Source organism: Paenibacillus sp. EKM301P, assembly GCF_011800295.1.
GTDB classification, from domain to species: Bacteria; Bacillota; Bacilli; order Paenibacillales; family Paenibacillaceae; genus Paenibacillus; species Paenibacillus polymyxa.
The window spans coordinates 555,618-579,497 of sequence record NZ_JAALFM010000002.1 but is presented as its reverse complement, the minus strand read 5'-3'; the positions used below and the strand labels follow the sequence as shown (position 1 = coordinate 579,497).

Here is a 23,880-nt window from a genome sequence, read left to right as displayed (position 1 = left end):
ATTTTTGACACCTAAGTACGAATCTGGTCATGATTTTGATAACGCTTTCTACAGGCATATTGCTACAATGACGGTATATTACAATTCTAATTACCGGAGGTTGAATGCCGTGTCATTTAAAGTAGCTTTTATTGGAGCAGGAAGCATCGGTTTTACCCGTGGAATTTTGCGAGATCTGTTATCAGTACCGGAGTTTAACGATATTGAAGTGGCTTTTACGGACATCAGTCAGCACAATCTGGATATGGTTACTGAACTGTGTCAGAGGGATATTCGTGAGAATGGGTTGTCCATACAAATACAGTCCTCTACGGATCGAAAGGTAGCTCTAAAGGATGCCAAATACGTCATTTGTACAATCCGCGTCGGCGGTCTGGAAGCCTTTGCGACCGATGTGGATATTCCGCTAAAATACGGTGTGGATCAATGCGTGGGCGATACATTATGTGCAGGAGGCATCATGTATGGCCAGCGTGGTATCGCTGAAATGCTGGAGATTTGCAAAGATATCCGCGAGCTAAGTGCACCGGATGTGCTGCTGCTGAACTACTCGAACCCAATGGCGATGATGACCTGGGCCTGCAACAAGTACGGTGGCGTGCGTACGGTTGGTCTATGTCACGGCGTCCAGAATGGGCATCACCAAATTGCCGAGGCGTACGGTCTGGAGAAGCAGGATGTGGACATTGTATGCGCCGGAATCAATCACCAAACATGGTACATTCAGGCCTCGCATAAGGGTAAGGATCTAACAGCCGGACTGCTGGAGGCTTTTGAACAACATCCTGAATTTAGCCGCACCGAAAAGGTACGCATCGATATGCTTCGTCGTTTTGGCTATTACAGCACAGAGTCGAATGGTCATCTCAGTGAATATGTGCCTTGGTATCGGAAGCGTCCGAATGAAATTCTGGACTGGATTGATCTGGGCAACTGGATCAACGGAGAAACAGGCGGCTATTTGCGTGTATGTACGGAAGGACGTAACTGGTTTGAAACAGATTTCCCTAACTGGATGAAGGAAGATCCATTGGAGTACAAGGCAGAGCATCGAGGTGAAGAGCACGGTTCATACATTATTGAAAGCCTGGAAACAGGACGTGTGTACCGGGGGCACTTTAATGTCGTGAATAACGGTGTAATTTCCAACTTGCCGGACGATGCGATTATTGAAGCTCCTGGATATGTGGATCGGAACGGTATTTCTATGCCGCAAGTTGGAGAACTGCCGCTGGGTCCTGCTGCCGTGTGCAATGTTAGTATTTCCGTTCAGCGTTTGGCTGTTGAAGCGGCTGTACATGGAGACGATAAGCTGCTACGCCAAGCGTTTATGATGGACCCGTTAGTGGGCGCGGTGTGTAATCCGAAAGAAATTTGGCAGCTGGTCGATGAGATGCTGGTGGCACAGGAAGCATGGTTGCCGCAATACGGGGCAGCGATTGCCGAGGCGCGCCAACGCTTGGCTACAGACGATCTGATTCCAACCCGACCTTATGAGGGAGCAGCACGGCTTAAGGTGAAGACGGTTGAAGAAATGCAGCTGGATCGGGATGCTGCCAATAAAAACGCAGGACAATCTGACAAAGGCAAGGATCGCGAAAAAGTACAGAACAGCAATGCGTAACAACTATTTGGTACAATTGCAGTAACGCTCATTCCATGGACCTGCTAATGAGCAGAGAGGGATTGAACAACAATAAAAGGGTGTTTTCATGGTCGTAGGCCTGAAACATCCTTTTTTTGCTGTCGATAGGTTAACGATTGGCGTAGATAGCAGCCTAAAGTTTATCCTTGTCGATTTGGGCTGACGGAAATTAAAGAATACAGTCTTGTTTTTTATGAATCCACACTTTTACTGTCGACTCTGAATCTCCTGAGGGCTTGTCATAGCAGGGAAGTTCAACAAATGATAGAACCAATCTCAAAAAAAGAGAGACCATGCCGAACCGTCGGTGTGGCAATTCATATGCCGAATTAATAATTGTAGTCCTTAATTTATTCAATTTACAGCAGATTTCCAGCTCACTATAATCTAACATAGGAGGTGACAAAAAGGGGAAAAATGTGAGCGCATGAACAAATAGAAAGCGCTTACCTTTCGCAACTATGAACGCTACTTTTTCTAGGGAGAGAGTAGGCGTAACACACATTTAATCATATAACAATCAGGTGCCGACATAGGAAGATTCAACAAAATCTACGGAAAGATAGGTGAAGCAATTGAAAACAAAGCAAGTGCTTCGTAAAGGAATGAAGTATGCTTTTGCGCTATCACTCGTCGCAAGCAGCTTTCTACCAGGTGCAGGATTTACGGATAAAATACATGCAGAATCCCATGTCGATAATCCTTACCAAGGGGCGACAAAATACGTTAGCCCTGATTATGCGGCTAGTGTCGACACATCGATTGCCAAGGTTACGGATGCGAATCTGAAGGCAAAAATGCAAACGGTCAAAACATTCCCGACAGCCGTTTGGCTTGATCGTATCGCCGCTATTAACGGCGGTGGAGGCAAGCTTGGCTTGGAGGCACATTTAGACCAAGTATTGGCGCAAAAGAAAGGCAACACACCGATTACGGCGGAGTTCATTGTGTATGATCTGCCCGGACGGGATTGTCATGCCTTGGCTTCCAATGGTGAATTGCCGCTGACCCAGGCAGGTCTGGAAACTTATAAAAAGGATTATATTGACAAAATAGCTTCTATTTTTGCAAATCCCAAATATAAGGATATTCGTATCGTTGCGATCATTGAACCGGATAGCTTGCCAAATCTGGTAACCAATCTGGATGATCCGAAATGTGCGCAAGCCAAGTCCACAGGGATTTACGAAGCTGGTGTTAAATACACAATGAATAAGCTGAACGAGATTCCTAACGTGTACAAATACGTAGATATCGGTCACTCTGGTTGGTTAGGCTGGGATAACAACCGTTCAGCAACGGTATCCCTGTTTACAACTATTTTCAAAGACACGAGCAAAGGTCTGTCCAGTGTAGATGGCTTTATCACGAATACAGCCAATACTTCACCGCTGACAGAACCTAATTTGCCTGATCCAAACCTGAATATCGGTGGGCAGCCTATCAAATCGTCCAAGTACTACGAATGGAATCCTAATTTCGATGAATCGGATTTTGCAGAGTCCTTGCATAGAGATTTTGTCAGCGCAGGCTGGCCGAGCTCACTCGGTATGTTAATTGATACAGGCCGTAATGGATGGGGAGGACCTAACCGTCCGACTTCCGCAGTCGGCAATGATATTAACTCCTATGTAAACTCCGGTCGTGTAGACAAACGCTCACACCGTGGTAACTGGTGTAATAACAGCGGAGCAGGTATGGGAACGCCGCCACAAACGGCTCCAGCTGGTCATATCGATGCCTATGTCTGGGCGAAACCTCCAGGGGATTCCGATGGTTCCAGCTCACTCATCCCGAACGATGAGGGTAAAGGCTTTGACCGTATGTGTGATCCTACCTATACAACCAAGGATGGCACATTAACAGATGCTTTGCCGAATGCACCTATTTCAGGAGCATGGTTCCATGATCAGTTTGTAATGCTGGTACAAAATGCGTACCCTGCAATCGTGCCTTCCACTGGTGGTGTAGACCCAGCGCCTACTGCTCCAGCTGTACCGTCAGGCTTAAAGGCTGTTGTGGGCAATGCTCAAGTAACGCTGACTTGGAATGCGTCTACTGGTGCCGAGAGTTACACGGTAAAACGCGCGACTAGCGAAGCAGGTCCTTTTACAACCGTTGCGCCTCTTGTAACGGAAAGAGAGTACACGGATAAGGGGCTGACGAACGGAACAACTTACTTCTATGTTGTAAGTGCTACGAATGCGAAAGGAACAAGTAAGGATTCCGCAACGGTAAGCGCTGAGCCAAAAGGTACACCGACAGATCCAACGAATCCTACAGATCCAACAGGTGATCTGGTTGTAATGTATCGTGCTGGGGACACGGATCCAGCGAATAACGCTGCCAAGCCTTTCTTTAACCTCAAAAATAAAGGGACAACACCAGTGAAGTTGAGCGAGCTTAAAATCCGCTATTACTTCACGAAAGATGGCAGCCAAGAGCTGCAATCTGCGGTAGACTGGGCGCAAGTAGGTAATGATAACGTGCTGCGTACCATTAAAGACAACTATATTGAAATTGGATTCAGTGCTGCTGCCGGCACGCTTGCTGCTGGAGCGCAAACAGGTGATATTCAGATCCGCATGAACAATAGCGACTGGTCTAATCTGAACGAATCCAATGACTATTCCTTCGATCCAACCAAAACCTCTTATGCTGAATGGAACAAAGTAACATTGTTCCACAACGATAAGCTGGTATGGGGAATCGAGCCTTAGGAATAGGTGAATATATACACTTGAATAACTGATAATTGTTTGAAAAAGGGCTGCGGCACAACTGCTGTAGCCTTTTTTTAACGTCTTCAAATAAAGAATTCGATGACCAAGGGAATAAGCATTCAAATTGTGTATAATGAAGAAAGAATACTAATCTACTGTGGGGGTCAACAACCACTTTTAGCAACATCTCGGTAGAGAAGGCAATTGCAACTCACTGCTGAGCGATTTTTGCGTCATTTTCTTAGCCGGGTGGTATAAAAAAATAATCTAGAGATTGCCGATGAACCTGCATCGGCAATCTTTTGTGCATACATGTTTTAATGTCTTTCATATAGAGGAGGAGATTCATTTGTTTTCTGCTGCTCAACGACTGCCTTTGCTGGAACATATGTATAATCATGCCCCGACAGGAATCGTGATTTTGTCGAGGGAGGGGAAGTGTCTTTATGTCAATCCCGCCTTTTGCAAAATGGTCGGATATGAGCAGGAGGAATTACTGGATATCCGATATTACCATCTCTTGTATAATGAGGCTCAGGATCAGCAAGGGCTGAGGGAGGCCTATGCAGGTTGGCTAAAGGCTACGGATCAAGTCTACAAGACAGAGCTGCGTTTGAAGCATAAACGGGGAACAACTGTCTGGCTATCGCTGGAATTAACCATATTTGATGATGAGGCTACCGAACAATCTTATTTGATTGCGTATGCAATGGATGTCACGGAGAAAAAGGACATGGAGCAGGTGCTTTCGGACAATGAGGATTTGTACATGTTGATTACCGAAAATACGCCGGATGTCATCTCTTACAGCACGGCAGACGGCATACTTCAATATATTTCTCCTTCGGTGGAAAAACTCCTTGGCTATACGAAGCAGGAAATGCTCGGCAAAAAACGGCTTCAATTTTACCATATCGAAGATGCCGATTACATGCGTGTACATGGAATGTTCAAGGAAACAGGCATCATGAAGCGGCGTGTACGTCATAAGGACGGGCATTATTTGTGGCTGGAAGTATCGTACCGTATTATTCGGGATGAACAGGGCAAGATCAAGCGAGTTCTATCCATCGGACGAAATATCACAGAGCGCCAGAAGAGCGAGGAGAACCTGGCAAAAGCTCAACAGTTGGCGATGTTCGGCTCATGGGACTGGGATCTGGTCAACAATGTTATGCATTTTTCCAAGGAATTTCGCAGCATATTTGGCTATCGTGTCAAGCCGGTTGAAACAAGTATTGACGCTTTCATGAAGGCAGTTCATCCCGAAGATACTGAACGGATGAAGCAAATTATCAACAACGTGATCTTAAAGGGAATTCACGAAGAAACCTTTTACCGGATTGTATTGCCCAATGGGGAACAGAAGGTACTGCGCTCGATCTGGGAAGCTGAGATGGACGAGCATGCAGGCAAGCCTGTTCAAGTAGTCGGGATGATACAGGATGTTACAGAGCACCGGGAAATCGAGCAACGTCTTCGTGAAAGTGAAAACCGTTATAAGTCACTATTTCAGCATAATCCACTCGGGATATGCGCCATGAATATGGAAGGTCATATTTTGAGCGTGAATCCGAGTTTGGAGAAGCTTACGGGTTATACGAGGGATGAGCTTCTTGGAGCTGAAATACTTGTCATGGCTTCCTCTGAGGAACAGGACAAAATCAAACGACATATCGAAATGGCCAAACAGGGGGAGACACAAACCTATGAATCGGAATTCATACATAAGGAGGGGGAGCGTCTATTCATCAAGATGACGAATATCCCGATTTTCGTGCAAGAAGAAATTGTAGGCTGTTACGGGATTATAGAGAATGTTACCCCTCTTAAAAACTACATTGCTCAGATTGAAAAGCTCAGTAACGAACATTCGCTTATTTTGAATGCAGTATCCGAAGGAATTGTGGGTTTGAATACCGAAGGACATGTCCGCTTTATGAACCCGGCAGCTGTTGAGATGTTCGGCATAGGATCAGCCAACCCGCTGAACGGTTCATGTATAGACGTCATTCGCCATGCTGACGAAATAGGCAGCCATTTTCCGGACGAGCAGGCTTCTATTCTCCAAGCGATTCGCAGCGGCGCTTCTTATCAGGCAGAGGAAGCTGTATTTTGGAAAAAAGACGGGTCCAGTTTTCTGGCCTCCTATCGAATCAGCCCTTTGATGGATAACGGCGAACGAAAAGGAGCGGTGATGGTTTTTGTAGACAGGACGAATGAAAAGGAGATTATTCGGGCCAAGGAGTCTGCCGAACGCGCCGATCGAGCCAAGTCAGAATTCCTGTCTGTGATGAGTCATGAGCTTCGTACACCGATGAACGGCATTATAGGCATGGCAGGATTACTGGCAGACACGGAATTAGATGAGGAGCAGCGTAGCTATATCGATATTATTACCAGCAGTAGCAACGCTTTGATGCAGATATTGAATGAGATACTGGATTTGAGCAAAATCGAAGCTGGCAAAATGTCGTTGCTGCATGAGTCTTTTGTGCTGGAGGATGTGGTTGGCAGTGTAGCTGACCTATTTATGACGCAGGCTATGGAAAAAGGAATCCAGCTAGAATGGCATATAGATCAGGAAATGCCAGGGATGCTAGTCGGTGATCATGTGCGTATCCGACAGATATTGGTGAACTTGGTGAGCAATGCGATCAAATTTACGGAGCGAGGGCGTGTAAATATTTTTGTGGAGAGAAAGGCTTACAGCCGCCGTAAAAAGAAATGCCTGATTGAGTTTAGTGTAACGGATACTGGAATCGGCATCCCGGCAGACCGTCAGCATTTGTTGTTTCAGCCTTTTTCCCAGCTTCATCCGGCACTGAACCGGAAATATGGAGGGACAGGTCTTGGCTTGTCCATCTGCAAAAACCTGGTCAAGCTAATGGGGGGTTCCATTGGTGTAGATAGTGACGAGGCCAGAGGAGCAACATTCCGGTTCCAACTGGATCTAAAACTGCCGGAAGGGCACACACTTGCGAATATAAGCCGTGATCAGCCTTATGATTCAAAGGAAGGCTAAAAAGAAATAGCCGTGATGCATTCTGCATCGCGGCTATTTTTTGTAAGAAATGTCCAAAGAAAAGATTGACAAACTGTTCTAACTGTACTATTAATGATAGTACAGTTAGAACAGTTGAACATGTATACATGAATTTGAGCCAGTGTTGAAAGGAGGAAGTCCATGTTCGAGCTGGATATCCGCAGCCGTAAGCCGATCTACGAACAGCTTATGGAGAAGGTTAAGGAAATGATCGTGTACGGATCGCTTCAGCCGGATGAGCAATTGCCTTCTGTACGGGCATTGTCCGCTCAACTTACGGTGAATCCGAATACGATTCAGAAAGCGTATCGCGAGCTGGAACGCGAAGGATATATTTATTCCGTTCAGGGCAAAGGCAGCTTTGTCACGCCTACCCAGCAGCAGCCGCAACAAATAAAGCGGGATGAGATTCGGGCGGCATTGTTAAAACTGATGATCGAAGCTGTCCATTTCGGTTTTACACAGCAGGAAGTGGACGACATATACGTGGAAGCTATGCAAACAAAGGAAAGGGGGATGTCCCTTGATTGAATTAAGGGAAGTCACAAAGACATTTACGGAAGAAAAGGCTGTCGATCAGCTCGCCCTGACGGTAAAGAAGGGCTCCATTTTTGGACTGCTGGGCTCGAACGGGGCAGGGAAAACGACCTTGCTCAAAATCATTGCCGGGATTTACCGGCCGGATACTGGTAAGGTGCTAATCGGTGGACAGCCGGTGTATGAGCAGCCTGAAGCCAAGCAGCACATTCTGTTTTTGCCGGATACCCCTTATTTTTTCCCGCAAGCGACAATTCGTCAGATGGCCCGGTTTTACCGCTCCATTTATCCAAGTTGGAGTGAAGAACGCTACACACAGCTTACGGAGATTTTCAAGCTGGACCCGAAGCGCAAACTTCACCGTTTTTCCAAGGGGATGAAGCGCCAAGCCGCTTTTTTGCTTGCCTTGAGCTGCATGCCAGAGCTGCTGGTTTTGGATGAACCCATTGATGGTCTGGACCCCGTGATGCGTAGAATGATCAAAAATCTCTTGTTCCAAGAAACCGCAGCACGTGAGATGACCGTCGTGATCTCATCTCATAATTTGCGTGAGATTGAAGACATGTGTGATCATGTCGGCATTATGCACCAAGGTCGGATGCTGTTGGAAAAAGAGGTGGATGACCTTAAATCCGATACGCATAAGGTGCAGGTTGCCTTTCGGGACAGCATGCATGAGGAAGCTGTCTGTGGCCAACTTTCGGTTGTACATAAGGAGCGGAGGGGCAGTGTTCTGCTGCTTATCATCCGGGGTGAGCGAGAGCGGATTGCAGAAACGATTGAAGCGTATGAGCCGCATGTGTTCGATTTGCTGCCGTTGACGCTTGAAGAAATTTTCATTTATGAAATGGAGGACGCAGGTTATGACATCCAACCGATTCTTCTGTAGCGGCGGCGTAATTCGCCAATGCCTGAGACAGCATGGCTGGATCGGTCTATTGTACTTGGCAGGATTGCTGTTTACAGTACCGCTGCCATTGTTTATGAGCACTGGTGATGAACAACCGCGAGTGGTTTTAAAAAGCTTGTTCGATAGCACAAACTCGGGTAATGAATTGCAAAAATTAATTTTAATGACCGTACCCGTGCTGGCAGGTGTGATGCTGCTTCGTTTTGTTCAGCGACAGGGGCCATCCGATTTGTATCATAGCCTACCTTTGCGTAGAGAGCATCTATTAACGTCACATTTAATTAGCGGTCTTGTTCTTTTACTTGTACCTGTATGGCTGACTGCGGGAGTAACTGCTTGGGTTAACACGTCAGTCGAACTGCCTTATATTTTTCAAATTAATGACGTTGGATCGTGGGCTTTGGTTGTGTCCGTCCTTACGATTTTCTTGTTTACTTTTACTGTGTTTGTAGGGATTTGTGTGGGACAATCGTTGCTACAGACCGTAGTAGTGTATGTTTTGCTGCTATTGCCTCAGTTTCTATTCATGATGATAGGGCGTTTTCTGGAACGTAATTTATACGGATATGTGCGGGTGCGAGAAACCGTTGTTCAATATATTAACGGCTCGGAGTTTCGCAGCAATAATAATGTTTGGGAAAACTTATCGCCGTTTGTACGCATTATGGACAACTTGCCACAGCGCGCCTTTTCTTACATGGAGCTACTCGCCTATCTAGGTATCTCTGTGCTGTTTGTCGCCTTGAGTTATGGTTTGTATCGTAAACGCTTGGTCGAAAAGGCGACTCAGGCTATAGCGTTTTCTTTCTTTCAACCTTTGTTCAAGGCAGGGGTTATACTATGCGCCATGCTTGTACTAGGCGATTATTTTTATAATGCAGGTACAAGAGGAGCTAATTGGTCGATTTTCGGGTATGCACTTGGAGCTATTTTAGGCTATATCGTTGTAGAAATGGTCGTCCGCAAGACGTGGCAAATTGTGCGTGTTCGTGCTTTGGTGGAAATGGTCGTTTACGGTGTGATCATGGGGCTGGTACTGTATATCCCGATTTCAGGTTGGTTGGGTTATGAGGGACGGATTCCAACAGCACACTCCGTAGAAAAAGTTTATGTCGGGCAAGAGGAGCCTCTAGGGGGAGATGCAGAAAAAGAAGCTTATTACTCCCAAGATAGGGCCTATATCGCCTCTGTACTGAATTTACATCGAGAACTCGTACGTGCACATGCAGCTGGCGAGAAAATGTTGTCCAAAAACCTGGCCGTCGAATCGGCATTCATAGTCTACCGTTTGGATGATGGTTCCACCATGACTCGCCGCTATACATTCCCGGAGAAGCCTTTCCGGACAGAACTGACTAAAGTGATGGAAGCAGAGCCTTATAAAACGGTGAGATACAAGCTGGATAAGCTGCAAGGAAAAGCAGAGACGATCAATATCGAATCCGTAGATGATAATGAAAGACGAGTGGTTTTAACCAATCCCAAAGAAACTCGTGAATTTGAAGCTGTACTCAGAGAAGAAGTATTAAATATGAGTTATAGCGAAATGCAATCACATCGATACCCTCTGGGGAATGTTTCTATTACAAATAAAGAGTCATCCTCTACCAATAACGAACCGAGCTGGCATCGTGAAATTTCATTTAATTGGCCGGCTTCATATCACAAGCTTACAGATTGGCTAGAGCAAAAAGGGTATGCGGATAAGGTCATCATTGATTCCAAGGATATTTTTTCGATACGGGCTGTTCCTATTATTTCTCAGGAAATGGAGCCTTATCAACCCAATCAATATATTGAAGACTATAAAATATTTAGAAGCATTCAACAAAAGCACAAAGCAATAACGATTGAAGATCCGAAGCTGTGGAGCACTGTACTGGAAAAGCGTAGATCTAATAGCTATACTCCAGATATGGCGAAAGGCACTTACTTGGTTCAAGTCAAGATCAAACCTTTATTTAGTTCAGATCCCCATACACGCTATTACTATTTTACTCCGAACGATATGACACCGGAGCTTGCCAAGGCATTACCGGCAGTTCCTTAAGCTCCTACGAGGGACAGTATCTGGTTTAGAGGGAATATGGACGGAGGTAGATGAACATGGGATGGTTCGGACACGACATATAACAACCTCATCGACGGGCAAGAGCTCCTCCACATTAGAACGGACATAAATAGAGACCAGAGTGATACAACGTAGAACATACAGAGAGAAGAGTTCAATATTGTACAGTCCAATAGTGGAGGAGCAAAAAAATATGAAATATACAGAAGATCGTGAATTTCTACAGTTGTTGGATCATCATAAACAGTCATTTTCCGGATGGGATTTTTCATTCATTTCGGACACGGGACGAGTGGCGAGCGAGCCTTTGGACTGGTCTTATGCCAGCAAGGCTTTGGCGTTGATGCATGCCTCGAAGGCGATGCTGGATATGGGAACAGGCGGGGGAGAGTTCTTGTCGCAGTTGCGCCCTTTTCCAGAGATCATATGTGCGACAGAGGCATATGCACCGAACGTACCTATCGCCAAGCAAAGATTGGAGCCGCTGGGTGTGCGCGTGATGGCTATTCATGATGACGATTCCCTTCCGTTTGACGATGCTGGGTTCGACCTTGTGCTGAACAAGCATGAGTCATTTTCGCCAGCGGAAGTGCACCGTATTTTGCGTTCAGGAGGTACGTTTTTGACTCAACAGGCAGGAGGCTTGGATTGTGCAGGCCTTAACGCCCGCTTGGGAGCACCTGATTACGTGTATGCGGACTGGACTCTTCCTCAAGCAATTGCAGGTTTGAAAAGTAATGGTTTTGAAATCGTAGAGCAGCGGGAACAGTTTCCGATCCAGCGCTTTTACGATATTGGAGCGATTGTCTATTACTTAAAAGTTATTGAATGGCAGATTGCAGACTTCCAGCCAGAGAAATATATAGAACAGCTGTATAGTCTGTATTTGGATATTAAACGTGATGGTTATTGGGACGTGAAGCAGCATCGTTTTTTAATCCATGCCAGAGCGATATAGAGAAGATTCGATACCAAAGAGGCCTATCCTGTAGGGGAGGCCTTTTTGTCATTTTTACTACCCTTTCGTATACTAATCTTTACCATAATTGTACAATGAAGAAGCAATAGCTTACAGACTCATTTCATTTATAAGATATAGGGGGATGTACATGTCTGAACCAAAGGAAGTTATAAGCAAGCCGAAAGAGGGCAATTCTGTGCGGATAGCATGGTTTTGGCCATGGCTGGTCGGTACGTTTATGTTTGGATTGTTTTCAGTCATGTTTAATATTATTTGGAGTATGGTTGTAGCACCTCAAGTGCAGTATTTGCTGAGGCATGAAGGTGTGACGGATATAACCGTGGTTGTAATATTGCTGCTATATGTATGGCTGGTCGGTCTCATTTTTGCAGCTTATGGTGCTTTGAGTGCGCATATGTCCAATATGCATAAGCTTCTGCTGATGCTGACTGGGCTAGCATCCTTATTATGCGGGCTGTGGTTGTGGATTATAGGACTACGAGGATCTGGCGGCCAACTTGCCGAAGTATCTGGAGGAGCGTGGGAGCTTTTTTCACTCTATCACGCTTGGGCGGAACCTATACTGGAAGTATTGGGGTCATATACACAGCTCGGTGGAATCTGGTTTCTGCTGACCGCACTGCTGCCCATAGCTGGCATGGTAGTCGGTGTTGGGGTAGATCGCTATCCAGCGGTGACCGACCAGCACGGAAAGGTGGACCATAGATGGCAATGGGTTGTAGCTGCAATATCTGCTGCGCTCATCATTGTGCTGACGATTACGCTCATGCTTCCTCAGCGTCCGTACATTGCGGAGAGGGATTTTCCGGTAGTAGATGGCGCTACAGCGGCCATTCCATTCGCACAGGATATGCTGCATGAATTGACCGGAATGAACAAGGTTCGTGCGGCTCACGAACTGAGATTCAACACAACACATCAGGCTTATGTCAATCTGATTGAAAAGAAGGCGGATCTGATACTGGTGGCGGGTCCATCCGATGAGGAATTGCGCCTGGCGAAAAGTCGGGGAATTCAAATGAAGCTTACACCTATCGGGTGGGATGCGTTTATTTTTCTCGTTCATAAAGGCAATCCGGTTAACGGACTTTCTTCGGAGCAGGTGCGCAGCATATATGAAGGATCTATTCGTAACTGGCGTGAAGTAGGGGGCAAGAATCAGCCGATCGTTGCTTATCAGCGGGAGGAAAACTCAGGAAGCCAAACATATATGCAGAAGAAAGTGATGAAAGGTCAGGACATGGCTGAACCGCCTCGGGAACTCCGAATTGGTATAATGGGTGAGATGATTAATGCAATTGCTGATTTTGACAAGGATCACAACGCGCTCGGTTATTCATTTTATTATTTCGCAAATGTGATGCATAATCGTCAAGAGGTCAAATTTTTATCTATTAATGGAGTGGAGCCCGACAAAGAACACATTCGTTCGAAACAATATCCATTCACAGCCCAACTGTTTGTAGTTACACGCGAAGGCGAAAAGCCACGTGCTTCGATGCAACGATTACTCGAATGGCTGCAAAGCGAAGCAGGAACTCAGGCCATTGAAAAAGGCGGCTTTGTTCCTGTAAACTCGTAATCCTATAACGATTCGAATACAGTCAGTATCGTATATTCACCGCAAGAGTGAAACCAATACAGCAGGGTAATACATAGAATATGCTTTGCTGTGAATACAATACCCGCGCAGCAAGTATATCAACAACTTAAGGGGATGAACAAAAATGAAGAAAAAAACATCGGTTTGGGTGCTTTTACTCGCCGTAGCCATAGTAGCAGCAGGTTGTGAAACAGGATCACAAACAGGACAAACGGCTCAGAATAAACCAAAGGATTCTGCATCGACACAAGTCAATGATTCGGGAGCCACTGTAGATACACCGGAACAGCAGACTGCTTCTGACGGCAAAAGCAGCACATCCCCGTCCAGCACTGACAGAGCAGTGGAGACAGGAGGGCAAACGAAGACAGATGCTAGTATAGCGAACGTCCGCATGGACAATATTACCGCGCTTCGATTAATCGACGGCCAATCTGGCTGGATCGGCGGTAATGGATGGATTGCCCGAACAGACGCGGCTCCATCCGGTTCAGTCGGTTCAGCTTGGAATGTGCAGTATCAAGGCAAAGGTACGGTTCAACAGATTTTTGCCTTGAATGGAGAGCAGGCCTGGGCTGTTATGGAAGATAGTGGTTCACTGCTGGCAACTCACGATGGCGGCAAGCATTGGGAAGCTGTCGGGACTGTACCTGAGCAAGGACAAGCGGACTTTTTACACTTTGTATCATCCAAGGAAGGATTTAGTGGCAACCAATATACCAAGGATGGTGGACAAAGCTGGTCTTCGCTCCTTGTGCCTAGCCACATGGTAGGACAGCCATATTTTCATGATCGGCAAAACGGCTGGGCAGTAACCCAGAAAACAGATCGCTCGATCCAGATTTTGCACACCGTTAACGGTGGTCAAGATTGGACTCCTGTCATGTCGCGGACAACCGAGGGGCCTCTGAACGGAGTAACTATTCGATCGGTAGGACGGGGCAACGCATGGATTGAGCTGGTTGGAGATACGGGGATGAATCAGACGTCGTATTCGCTTTGGCATACGGCTGATAGCGGACAAAGCTGGCGTACTGTACTGGCGAATTCTACTGCCGGCGGCGGTCCTGCACCAGGTGTTAGCCAGCAAGACAATCAGGTTGCCAAAAATGAAGGGACAGCACCAGGCATGCTCTATGCGGTTAACATCAGTACCGCTTTGATGGGTGGCTACTGTGCACCGTGTGACAAGCCTAATACGATTGGTTGGACCAATGACGGAGGCAAGACGTGGAACAATGGCAAACAAGGCTTTGATGGTTATGGCGGTCAGCAAATCGGGATGGCCAATGCCAAGGAAGGCTGGGCTATTTTCTCGGATTCAGAGCAGGCCCCGATCCTATATACCACCTCGGATGGTGGTCAGCACTGGACGCAGAGTCATGTATTTGACAAGCCTGTGACACCAGGCTCCTAAGGAGGGAATGTAGTTGAGTCAACATAAGAGAAGTGCGATTACATGGGCGGACGGTCGTGAAGTACCACTCATCGGGCAGGGCACGTGGTATATGGGCGAAAAAGCCTCGCTTCGGCAGGAGGAGGTGCGTGCGCTTCAACTTGGCTTCGAGCTGGGGATGACGCTAGTAGACACGGCTGAAATGTATGCGGAGGGCGGCGCAGAAGAGATCGTCGGGGAGGCCATTCGAGGCCGCCGGGACGATGTGTATCTTGTCAGCAAAGCCTACCCTCATCATGCGGACCGTCAAGGATTGGCTCAAGCCTGCGAAGCAAGCCTAACCCGAATGGGAACCGAACACGTGGACATGTATCTGCTGCATTGGCGCGGGAATATTCCACTAGAAGAGACAATACAAGGTATGGAAAAACTGCGTGAGCAAGGCAAAATCCGCAACTGGGGCGTGTCCAATCTCGACAAATCCGATATGGAGGAGCTTTGGAGCCTGAGTAATGGCAAAGCCTGTGCTGTCAACCAAGTGCTGTATCACGCGGCTTCGCGAGGTATCGAATATGATCTGCTTCCTTGGAGCCGTACGCATGGGGTGCCTGTAATGGCCTATTGCCCGATTGCCCAAGGTGGACGCCTGCGACGAGGACTACTGGAGCATCCCGTTATGGTAGACATTGCTGCCAGCCACGGAGTAACTCCATCGCAAATCGCACTCGCATGGGTTATACGGGACGGTGATGTGTGGGCAATCCCCAAGGCGGTACAAGAATCGCATGTACGAGAAAATGCAGCGGCAGCAAGCATTCGGCTCACCCCTGAACAACTTCAACAAATAGACGAGGCTTTTCCTCCGCCAACGAGGAAGCAGCCGCTGGATATGGTTTGAGGAAGGAGGGGCCCGATGACAGAACCAGAGACAGAACTACACGAGGTAGATGATCATCTCGACTATGGATTATCCGTTGTATTTATCGGCTTTAATCCCAGTCTGAAATCCGGCGAGGTAGGACATCATTACGCTAATCCGCGCAACCGCTTTTGGCGCATACTGGAGGGGGCTGGCTTGACCCTTCGCTTATACGATCCATCGGAAGATCGGGAGCTGCTAAAGCTGGGTTTCGGTTTTACCAACATTGTCTCCCGTCCTACCAGAGGAGTGGAGGACATTACCCGTGAGGAATACGCCGAAGGACGTCTGAAGCTGCATGCGAAGCTAATGGAATACCGCCCGAAGGTCGCTTGCTTTGTCGGCAAAGGCGTGTACACCGAATATAGTAAAAAATCCAAAGCGGATTGGGGATTTCAGCCTGAACCGCTAATCCCCGAAATGCATGAATTTGTGGCACCTTCGTCTAGTGGACTGGTGCGCATGTCGCTGGAAGAAATCACGGATATTTATCGCCGTCTCCAAACGTTCCTTTCGTCAGAAGCCGTCTAAAATGCGGCTACGTTTGGTAGATGCAGCATACAAAGAACCATACACTTTAATCCTTACTGGGAAAAGTGTATGGTTCTTTGTGCTGCTTCTTTTCTATTGTAGGGTTTTGGTCTGCCATGCCTGTTCCACAGGAACATAAGGATACCCCAGATCACGGGCGACTGCTTCGTAGGTGATATGTCCGTTCAGGACATTGGTACCGCTAAGCAGCGGCTTGCTTCTGCGAAGTGCCTCTAGCACACCGAGATCCGCAAGTTGGAGAGCAAAGGGGAGCGTCGCGTTCGTCAGAGCGAGCGTGGAGGTTTGTGGTACTGCGCCAGGCATGTTCGCTACTGCATAGTGAATGACGCCATGCTTTACATAGGTTGGCTGATCATGTGTCGTGATGTGGTCAATCGTCTCAACAATGCCACCTTGGTCAATGGCGACATCGACGATCACTGAACCGGGTTGCATTGTCTGCACCATGGCCTCTGTTACGAGCCGCGGGGCTTTGGCACCAGTGATCAGGACAGCACCGATCAGCAAATCACTTTGCGCCACGGCTTCAGCAATGTTGGAAGGGGTGGACACCAATGTATGGAGCTGATTGCCAAAAATATCGTCCAGTTGGCGCAATCTTTGCAGGCTTAGATCGATCAATGTAACATCTGCGCCGAGACCGATAGCGACCTTGGCAGCATTGGTGCCGACCACCCCTCCGCCAATAATAGTTACTTTACCGCGTTTGACCCCTGGCACACCTGCCAGTAGGATGCCTTTACCGCCTTTTGGTTTTTCCAACAGCTGTGCTCCGATTTGTACAGCCATTCGGCCTGCAACCTCGCTCATGGGGGTAAGCAACGGTAGGCTTCCTTCCACATTTAGCGTTTCATAGGAAATGGCGGCCACGCCGTTGTCTGTTAAAGCCCGGGCCAGTGCGGGCTCGGCAGCCAGATGCAGATAGGTGAACAAAATCAAACCTGGTCGAAAATACCTGTATTCAGAGGGGAGCGGCTCTTTTACTTTGATAATCATATCCGCCTGGGACCACACATCTGCCGCTTGCTGAACAAGGATCGCACCCGCAGTGGCATAATCTCCGTCTGTATAGCCACTTTCAACCCCTGCATGGCTTTCTACAAACACTTGATGTCCGTGTTGAATCATTTGAGCAGCACCCGCAGGTGTCAGAGCGACACGATTTTCATTGTTTTTAATCTCTTTTGGAATCCCAATTTTCATTCGTTTCACCTCTCCTAAAAATAATTGTTATCCAACGGCAAATAATTGTTTTTAGGGCAGCTACGCTGCAGAATCAATGTTTGTTGAACGTGTTTTAGGGCAGCTCCCCCTGCTATGGTTTACTGTTGGATGCGACCAAACGAGCTTAGAAAATTGCACTATCATTTGTAAGCAGCCTGCTGATTAGTTACATGGACTCAAGCCGATAAATGCAATTCATGTTAGATTAGGTACAGTTTACAAGGGGTGCGACTCCTTCGCATCATACATTTTGTCGGATTATCTGACTTAAAGGCTCGACTTTTTGATGAATATATGTCATATAAAATGACATAAAGACATACACATAGGGAGAATGCCGATGAAAGGTAAAAAAACATTTACCATTGCGGATGTGCTGGAACGTCCTGTTTTCCGGCGGGCGAAGCTGGCAGCGGGGGAACAGGGCGTAAATCGCCGTGTGGGTTGGGTTCATGTGCTAGAAATCACCAATGTATCCCCCTTTGTGAGCCGTCATGACCTGATTTTGACGACCGGCCTGTGGTTAATCCGGAAGGGGGAAGAGCGCGCCGAGTATATGGAGCAGCTGATCCGCTCGGAAGCCGCAGGATTGTGTGTGGAGCTGGGCACGAGCATCCATGAGATCCCCTCTGAAATACTGGAGCTGGCGGAACGGCATCACTTCCCGGTCATCATATTTGAGCAGCCGGTGCGTTTTGTTGAAATTACACAAGATATTCACTCCCTACTTATTAACCGACATCATGAACTATTAAAAGATCTGGAGCGATTTTCACGTCAGCTTCAGCAGGAAACCCTACGCAGCACCGATATGAATGCCCTCTTGCGTGTGCTCCATGACTACGCTGCCCGGCAGGTCATCTACATGTCCTCCATTGATACCAATCGATTCGTGCCTTCCGTCCAGCCGGATGTGGCAGACCATATTGCGGATTTTTATGCCAATGAAGTGGAATCCAGTATGACTGCCGATCGTGAAGGGCACCTGCTGTTTCACCTAAATGAATCCACTGCCGTCTTGTTTCAGCCTGTTGTATGCTTCGGTCAGGTGTTTTCCGCTGTAGGTGTGGTACTGCATAATGAAATGCCGACGGAAGAAATGTCGCTGCTCATTGATTACACAGCCAAGGCGGCCGCTACATTGGTACTGAGAACACAGTTTCTTGAAGACCGATTGCTACGTAATCAAAATGAACTGATTCAGGATGTATTGAACGGCCAGCTTCCCAATGAAGAACAGGCCCAGACCCGGATGGGACTGCGATTGTTAACGAAGGGTCGGTATTTATTTTGGGCAGGAGTCATCGAGGTAGAGCATCAGGACAAGGACGCAAGTCAGGTGCGCAAGGAATCCATCAATCAGGATGTATTAGTGCTGCTTCGTTCTCTGTTGAAAAAAGAAGCGTTGCACAATCTGTTGATGATGAAAGGAAGTCAATGCTACATCCTTTGTGCCAAGGAGGAATTAACGCTGCGTTCCGAAGCGCAGATGAAAAAAGTGCTGGCCCATACGGTCCAATATATTCAGAACTATGCCGCAGGACAGCTTGATAAAGTGCGCATTCATGCAGGCTTTGGTAAGGTAAGGCACCGCATGACCGGGACGGACCGCAGTTTTGAAGAGGCATATCAGGTCATTGAAGTCGCGCGAAGCGTCCCGGTCATGCAGGATCAGCTATTTTACGACAGCATCGGAATCTATCAATTGTTGAAAGCAGTGCCTCGCATTCCTTTTCTACAAGAATTTGTAAAGGACCATTTGGGCGAGCTGATTGCGCATGATCGTGAGCATCATATGCAGCTTCTGGATACGCTGGATGCCTACTTTCAATGTCATGGCTCCAAGCGTGATACCGCCGGAGTTTTGTATATTCATAGGCAGACTCTTTATAATCGACTGGATAAAATTAATGAAATCGTAGAGGGAAATTTGGCAGACCCTGACAAACGTCGCTGTCTGGAGATGGCACTCCTGGCTTACCGGATGCTTCAGGCTGAAAATTGATCCTAAATAACTAGTTCTATTTTCTATTCTACTCATTTACAATGCGTGTTAACACTGAGATAATAGAAGAGATAACGGAAATATCTTGAAAGGGGATTAATATGAATATAAAAAAATGGATTGCCGTCCCTCTTATTCTGTTAATGGTAGCTTTGACAGGTTGCCAGGCAGTAGGCGGATTTGATGTAAGTAAAAATTTATTGGGAACACTTGATGTGAAATCCCAGCAGACAACGGAGAAAATTTCTCTTAAATTAACTCCAAAAGAAGGAATCACGCAAGGAGATCAACAAATCGTAGATTTGATTAATTCGATTTCGGTGACTGTAGATGAAGCTAAGGTACAATCGGAGGAAGTTGCTTCCGCCAAGGGTACTTTACACATTGATAAGTATAATTTGCCATTTGAGCTTGCTTTGGATCGCCAAGGTATGGCTATTCACCTGGAAGGTGCCAAAAAGCCTTATTACATATCTCTGAACTCGCAAGAGCGTTTGAGCGGTCTGCCTGCTGGGTTTGATCCTTATGCATATTCCAAAGACGTGAGAGATCTGACCAAAACAGCCGCTGCACTTATGCTTAAGCATGCTCCTAACCCTTCGACCATTTCTGCAACATCTGTAACCGAAGAAGTATACGGTGAAAAAGACAAGGTGAAACTGACCCGTCTCCATACAGAACTGCGCGGTGATGAACTGGTTGCATTGGTAAAACCGTTCCTGACAAATCTGGCCAAGGATGAAGCTGGCTTAAAAGAATTGATCGGCCAAGCTATTGATGTGACTAAAACCATCGCTTCCGGCGTAGCTATTGAGGGTAGTGATAAAGTAACAACAGAACTAAATGAAAACAAAGAAAAGCTGGTCAACGAGGCTTACACTGAGGTTAAAAAGTATTTGGACCTGGCTGTGGCACAGTATGATGTAGGAGTCAGCACTATGTATGCACAGGCACCTGAAATCAAAACAGTCCTGAGTGCCAACACGGTGCTGAAAAACGACATGTATTTTGATGAAAAAGGAAATGTTCGCAAAGCGCTGACAGACTTGACAGTCGCGTTGCCAGATGTGGACGATCTTCCGGTGAAGTCCTTTACCATTCTGACCGAGACTCAAGCCTGGAACGTCAATGGTAGTGTAACGGCCGATAAAGTAGATCTTTCTAACGGCGTTATTGACTTGAATACACAAGCTGAATTAACTCCAGGAGCGACGCTGCGCAATTTTGAAGCAAATTCTCCGATCTACAATATTTTAAAAAATGATTTGGAAATTACAAAAGTAGAAACAATTTTCGATCCTAAAGACGATTACTACGTTTTGGAGAATCGTGGAGGTACGGCCTTCATCCCACTGCGTGAACTGACAGGTGAATTGAGCTCAGAACTAAAATGGGATGCAGCTGCAAAACAAACAACTGTAATTGATGATATTACTGGTAAAACGATTAAGCTGAAAAGCGGCTCCAAGCAGGCTGTACTGGAAGGAAGCACATTGACGTTGCCACAAGCTCCATACACGGATGAATATGGCACATTGTATGTTCCTTTCAAATCTGTTGCAGAGGTACTTGGCGCTACTGTAACTCGTAACAATGCTGGAGAATATGTACTGAAACGCGATTAAAAAGAAATCAAAGTACACCTTCTTCTTCTTAACGGTTATTACATGGAATGAATCAGGTATAAATACAGGAACCAGTCCGGATTAGGGGCTGGTTCTTTTTTAGTTATATTGGTAAAATGCTCATAAAAGCGATTAAAATAAGCGCTTACAGATTAAAATTGTGCCATACTTTTACACAGGAAAAATTGAGATAATTAAAGCATCATTCTGAGTGGAAAACACATACAAGTAGGGGGATATACGATGAAAGATATGGAGCTATTGAATTCCAGCGAGGGACAGATGGTGCTTGCTCGAATGTACGGTCAACAACAAGTTTCCGAGCAAACCTCTAGATATCAATCACTTATACAGGCGTATCAGGAGCATTTTGGTGTAGGGGATATTGAATTATTTAGTGCTCCAGGGCGATGCGAAATTGGAGGGAATCATACAGACCACAACCACGGGAAGGTGCTGGCAGGCAGTATTACACTTGATACGATCGCTGTAGCAGCTAGAGTGGAAGAACCTGTTATTACCTTCTTTTCTGAAGGCTACCAAACGAAATACGTCATTGATTTAAACGACTTGGTACCAAAACCGGAGGATGATGGTACGATGCTGCTGATCCGTGGCATTGCAGCTGGTTTACTTGAATTCGGGTATCGCATCGGAGGATTTCAGGCTTATATATCGAGTAATGTATTCTCTGCTTCAGGATTAAGCTCTTCCGCTTCGTTTGAAATGTTGATATGCACAATATTAAATCATTTTTATAACGAGGGAGCATTAGATACTGTTGCTAAATCCAAAATTGGTCAGTATGCGGAGAATGTCTACTGGAACAAGCCTTCGGGGCTGCTCGATCAGATGGCTTGCGCCTATGGCGGCTTGATTTCCATTGATTTTGAAAATCCCAAGGAACCGATCATTAATCCAGTCCATTGGAATTTTGAACAAAACGGGTACTCCCTGGTTATTGTAAATACAGGTGGAAATCATGCTGATTTAACGGATGACTACGCAGCGGTGCCGAACGAAATGCGTGCTGTGGCTCAGTCTTTGGGCGCTTCTGTTTGCCGTGACTTATCGCCTGAGAATCTGTATGCCAATCTCAAGATGGTTAGGGAAAAAGCTGGGGATCGGGCAGTACTTCGTGCTTTGCATTTTTTTGAAGAAAATAAGCGTGTGGATGAGCAGGTGAAATCGCTGGAGGAAGGGCGCTTTTCTGATTTCTTAAGGCTGGTCACCGAATCTGGAAACTCTTCCTGGAAATGGCTGCAGAACGTTTATAGAAGTGGGATTGATCGGGAACAAGATGTATCGGTTGCACTGGCTTTAACAGAAATGTATTTAAAATCAATTGGTGATAGCGCATGCAGGGTACATGGTGGCGGCTTTGCTGGTGTGATCTTGACGATTCTTCCCAATGATCATGTGGAGGATTACAAGGAGTGGATCAGCGGAATGCTGGGAACTCCAGTGCTCGTTGTCAACGTCCGTGAGGATGGTGCTGTTAATGTAAGCGAATTGATCAATGCTGAGCGGACTCGTAGCAAGTGTACTAACTAGTCAGTCAAAGACTTTAACCTATAGGTTAAAGTCTTTGTTCTTTTTATGGCCGATACAGCTTAGGCATGCGTTATAATAGAGAGATGGAAGTTCTAATGAAGGAGGGCCTGTCATGGCAATATATCCGTCCTGGTCCTATTCACAATCAAGGGCCCAAACGTTCGACGAATGCTTACGCAAATACTATTATCATTATTACGGATCGCATAATGGCTGGAATTCGGCACAGGGCACTGAAGAACAAGTTACGTTGTATCGGCTTAAGCAACTGAGCAACTTATATGTTTTATTCGGGAATATTACGCACCAAATGTGTGAATCGGTCATACGTGGGTGGATGGAAAAAGGGGCTGTCCCGCGCACAGCATTTCTGGAGACCGCTATGAAGAGCATGTTGAATGACAGCTACAAGGAATCCTTACACCGTGAGCTATGGCTGCAAGATCCCAAAAATCGGGTCATGCTGGCCGAAATTTACTACGATGATGAAGTGCTTCCGGAACGGATTGCCCGGATTAAGGAGCGACAGCACGCGGTGGTACACAATTTGTATCGTACCGCAGTTTGGCGTGAGCTGCAACAGGGCCAGGCCCGAATCGTTGAGGTGGAAAAATGGGATACGATGCTCCTACATGAGACAAAAGTATATGTCAAAATGGATTTGCTCTATCGTAGAGACAACGGAGACATGGTTATTGTAGATTGGAAAACAGGTAAGGAAGGCAACTTCTCCGACCAGTTATTTTTGTATGCTTCCTATGTGCAGGAGCATTATCAGCTTCCTTTGGAGAAAATTGAGGTACGGGTAGAGTATTTGATGACAGGAGAGCATGAAGTATATCGCCCCACACCAGAGGATATCGACAAGGTAGTTGGCAATGTAGGACGTTACATCGAGGAAATGAAGTCCTGCCTCGATGATGATTACTATAATCGACCCAAGCCCGAGTCTTTCTTTACCCCGATGCCTTCACGCAGAGTATGCGGCGGCTGTAATTTTCGCGAGGTGTGTAAGTACCGCGCGGTCTGAAATCGAGAAATTAAATAAAAACGGAGTAGGTGGAATGGTGCTGCACAAGCAATAGCGG

The 23,880-nt window shown here is 46.5% G+C and carries 16 protein-coding genes; 15 read left to right on the top strand and 1 reads right to left on the bottom strand.

The features are described from left to right. Nucleotides 1-109: 109 nt before the first annotated feature. The 11 genes from melA (at nucleotide 110) to HFD99_RS07890 (ending at nucleotide 16,363) form a co-directional block, all read left to right on the top strand. On the top strand, nucleotides 110-1,624 hold the full coding sequence (melA, locus tag HFD99_RS07940) for an alpha-glucosidase/alpha-galactosidase (RefSeq protein ID WP_016821399.1): 1,515 nt from the start codon (nucleotides 110-112) through the stop codon (nucleotides 1,622-1,624). Between the two features lie 587 nt (nucleotides 1,625-2,211). After that, a complete protein-coding gene (locus HFD99_RS07935) occupies nucleotides 2,212-4,365 on the top strand; it encodes a glycoside hydrolase family 6 protein (RefSeq protein WP_016821398.1) in 2,154 nt (717 codons plus the stop codon). A 352-nt stretch (nucleotides 4,366-4,717) separates the two neighbouring features. Beyond that, on the top strand, nucleotides 4,718-7,393 hold the full coding sequence (locus HFD99_RS07930; RefSeq protein ID WP_016821397.1) for a PAS domain S-box protein: 2,676 nt from the start codon (nucleotides 4,718-4,720) through the stop codon (nucleotides 7,391-7,393). A gap of 162 nt (nucleotides 7,394-7,555) precedes the next feature. Continuing rightward, complete coding sequence (locus HFD99_RS07925; RefSeq protein ID WP_016821396.1) at nucleotides 7,556-7,945, top strand: GntR family transcriptional regulator; 390 nt, start codon at nucleotides 7,556-7,558, stop codon at nucleotides 7,943-7,945. Beyond that, complete coding sequence (locus tag HFD99_RS07920; protein WP_016821395.1) at nucleotides 7,938-8,840, top strand: ABC transporter ATP-binding protein; 903 nt, start codon at nucleotides 7,938-7,940, stop codon at nucleotides 8,838-8,840. The genes HFD99_RS07925 and HFD99_RS07920 overlap by 8 nt, the downstream gene beginning before the upstream one ends. After that, nucleotides 8,815-10,911, top strand: coding sequence for a DUF6449 domain-containing protein (locus tag HFD99_RS07915; protein WP_017426356.1), 2,097 nt, complete (start codon nucleotides 8,815-8,817; stop codon nucleotides 10,909-10,911). Before HFD99_RS07920 ends, HFD99_RS07915 begins: the two co-directional genes overlap by 26 nt. Nucleotides 10,912-11,125: 214 nt before the next feature. Beyond that, nucleotides 11,126-11,890 carry a class I SAM-dependent methyltransferase gene (locus HFD99_RS07910; protein ID WP_016821393.1) on the top strand — a complete coding sequence of 255 codons (765 nt, stop codon included), beginning with the start codon at nucleotides 11,126-11,128 and terminating at the stop codon, nucleotides 11,888-11,890. Between the two features lie 151 nt (nucleotides 11,891-12,041). Beyond that, nucleotides 12,042-13,496 (top strand): PstS family phosphate ABC transporter substrate-binding protein, encoded by a 1,455-nt coding sequence (locus tag HFD99_RS07905; RefSeq protein WP_017426357.1) that lies wholly within the window; start codon nucleotides 12,042-12,044, stop codon nucleotides 13,494-13,496. Nucleotides 13,497-13,641: 145 nt separating this feature from the next. Then, on the top strand, nucleotides 13,642-14,934 hold the full coding sequence (locus HFD99_RS07900; RefSeq protein ID WP_017426358.1) for a hypothetical protein: 1,293 nt from the start codon (nucleotides 13,642-13,644) through the stop codon (nucleotides 14,932-14,934). 13 nt (nucleotides 14,935-14,947) lie between these two features. Next, entirely contained in the window at nucleotides 14,948-15,811 is an 864-nt protein-coding gene (locus HFD99_RS07895; protein WP_017426359.1) for an aldo/keto reductase, read from the top strand. A 15-nt stretch (nucleotides 15,812-15,826) separates the two neighbouring features. Continuing rightward, nucleotides 15,827-16,363, top strand: a complete 537-nt coding sequence (locus HFD99_RS07890; RefSeq protein WP_017426360.1) for a mismatch-specific DNA-glycosylase — start codon at nucleotides 15,827-15,829, stop codon at nucleotides 16,361-16,363. A gap of 93 nt (nucleotides 16,364-16,456) precedes the next feature. On the opposite strand, the gene ald is transcribed toward HFD99_RS07890, so the two are convergent. After that, nucleotides 16,457-17,587 (bottom strand): alanine dehydrogenase, encoded by a 1,131-nt coding sequence (ald, locus tag HFD99_RS07885; RefSeq protein WP_031463018.1) that lies wholly within the window; start codon nucleotides 17,585-17,587, stop codon nucleotides 16,457-16,459. A 361-nt stretch (nucleotides 17,588-17,948) separates the two neighbouring features. On the opposite strand from ald, the gene HFD99_RS07880 reads away from it, so the two are divergent. The 4 genes from HFD99_RS07880 (at nucleotide 17,949) to HFD99_RS07865 (ending at nucleotide 23,822) form a co-directional block, all read left to right on the top strand. Beyond that, a complete protein-coding gene (locus HFD99_RS07880; RefSeq protein ID WP_167440853.1) occupies nucleotides 17,949-19,613 on the top strand; it encodes a PucR family transcriptional regulator in 1,665 nt (554 codons plus the stop codon). A 101-nt stretch (nucleotides 19,614-19,714) separates the two neighbouring features. Continuing rightward, on the top strand, nucleotides 19,715-21,238 hold the full coding sequence (locus tag HFD99_RS07875; protein ID WP_017426363.1) for a copper amine oxidase N-terminal domain-containing protein: 1,524 nt from the start codon (nucleotides 19,715-19,717) through the stop codon (nucleotides 21,236-21,238). Between the two features lie 243 nt (nucleotides 21,239-21,481). Further along, a complete protein-coding gene (locus HFD99_RS07870; protein ID WP_045244131.1) occupies nucleotides 21,482-22,792 on the top strand; it encodes a galactokinase in 1,311 nt (436 codons plus the stop codon). A 112-nt stretch (nucleotides 22,793-22,904) separates the two neighbouring features. Next, nucleotides 22,905-23,822, top strand: coding sequence for a PD-(D/E)XK nuclease family protein (locus HFD99_RS07865; RefSeq protein ID WP_045244130.1), 918 nt, complete (start codon nucleotides 22,905-22,907; stop codon nucleotides 23,820-23,822). Nucleotides 23,823-23,880 lie beyond the last annotated feature (58 nt).

What these genes read in the sequence shown, in the direction of transcription:
- HFD99_RS07925 (WP_016821396.1), top strand. Translation starts at nt 7,556, where the DNA reads ATGTTCGAGCTGGATATCCGCAGCCGTAAGCCGATCTACGAACAGCTT.
- HFD99_RS07915 (WP_017426356.1), top strand. Translation starts at nt 8,815, where the DNA reads ATGACATCCAACCGATTCTTCTGTAGCGGCGGCGTAATTCGCCAATGC.
- HFD99_RS07910 (WP_016821393.1), top strand. Translation starts at nt 11,126, where the DNA reads ATGAAATATACAGAAGATCGTGAATTTCTACAGTTGTTGGATCATCAT.
- HFD99_RS07905 (WP_017426357.1), top strand. Translation starts at nt 12,042, where the DNA reads ATGTCTGAACCAAAGGAAGTTATAAGCAAGCCGAAAGAGGGCAATTCT.
- HFD99_RS07900 (WP_017426358.1), top strand. Translation starts at nt 13,642, where the DNA reads ATGAAGAAAAAAACATCGGTTTGGGTGCTTTTACTCGCCGTAGCCATA.
- HFD99_RS07890 (WP_017426360.1), top strand. Translation starts at nt 15,827, where the DNA reads ATGACAGAACCAGAGACAGAACTACACGAGGTAGATGATCATCTCGAC.
- ald (WP_031463018.1), bottom strand. Translation starts at nt 17,587, where the DNA reads ATGAAAATTGGGATTCCAAAAGAGATTAAAAACAATGAAAATCGTGTC.
- HFD99_RS07880 (WP_167440853.1), top strand. Translation starts at nt 17,949, where the DNA reads ATGAAAGGTAAAAAAACATTTACCATTGCGGATGTGCTGGAACGTCCT.
- HFD99_RS07875 (WP_017426363.1), top strand. Translation starts at nt 19,715, where the DNA reads ATGAATATAAAAAAATGGATTGCCGTCCCTCTTATTCTGTTAATGGTA.
- HFD99_RS07870 (WP_045244131.1), top strand. Translation starts at nt 21,482, where the DNA reads ATGAAAGATATGGAGCTATTGAATTCCAGCGAGGGACAGATGGTGCTT.
- HFD99_RS07865 (WP_045244130.1), top strand. Translation starts at nt 22,905, where the DNA reads ATGGCAATATATCCGTCCTGGTCCTATTCACAATCAAGGGCCCAAACG.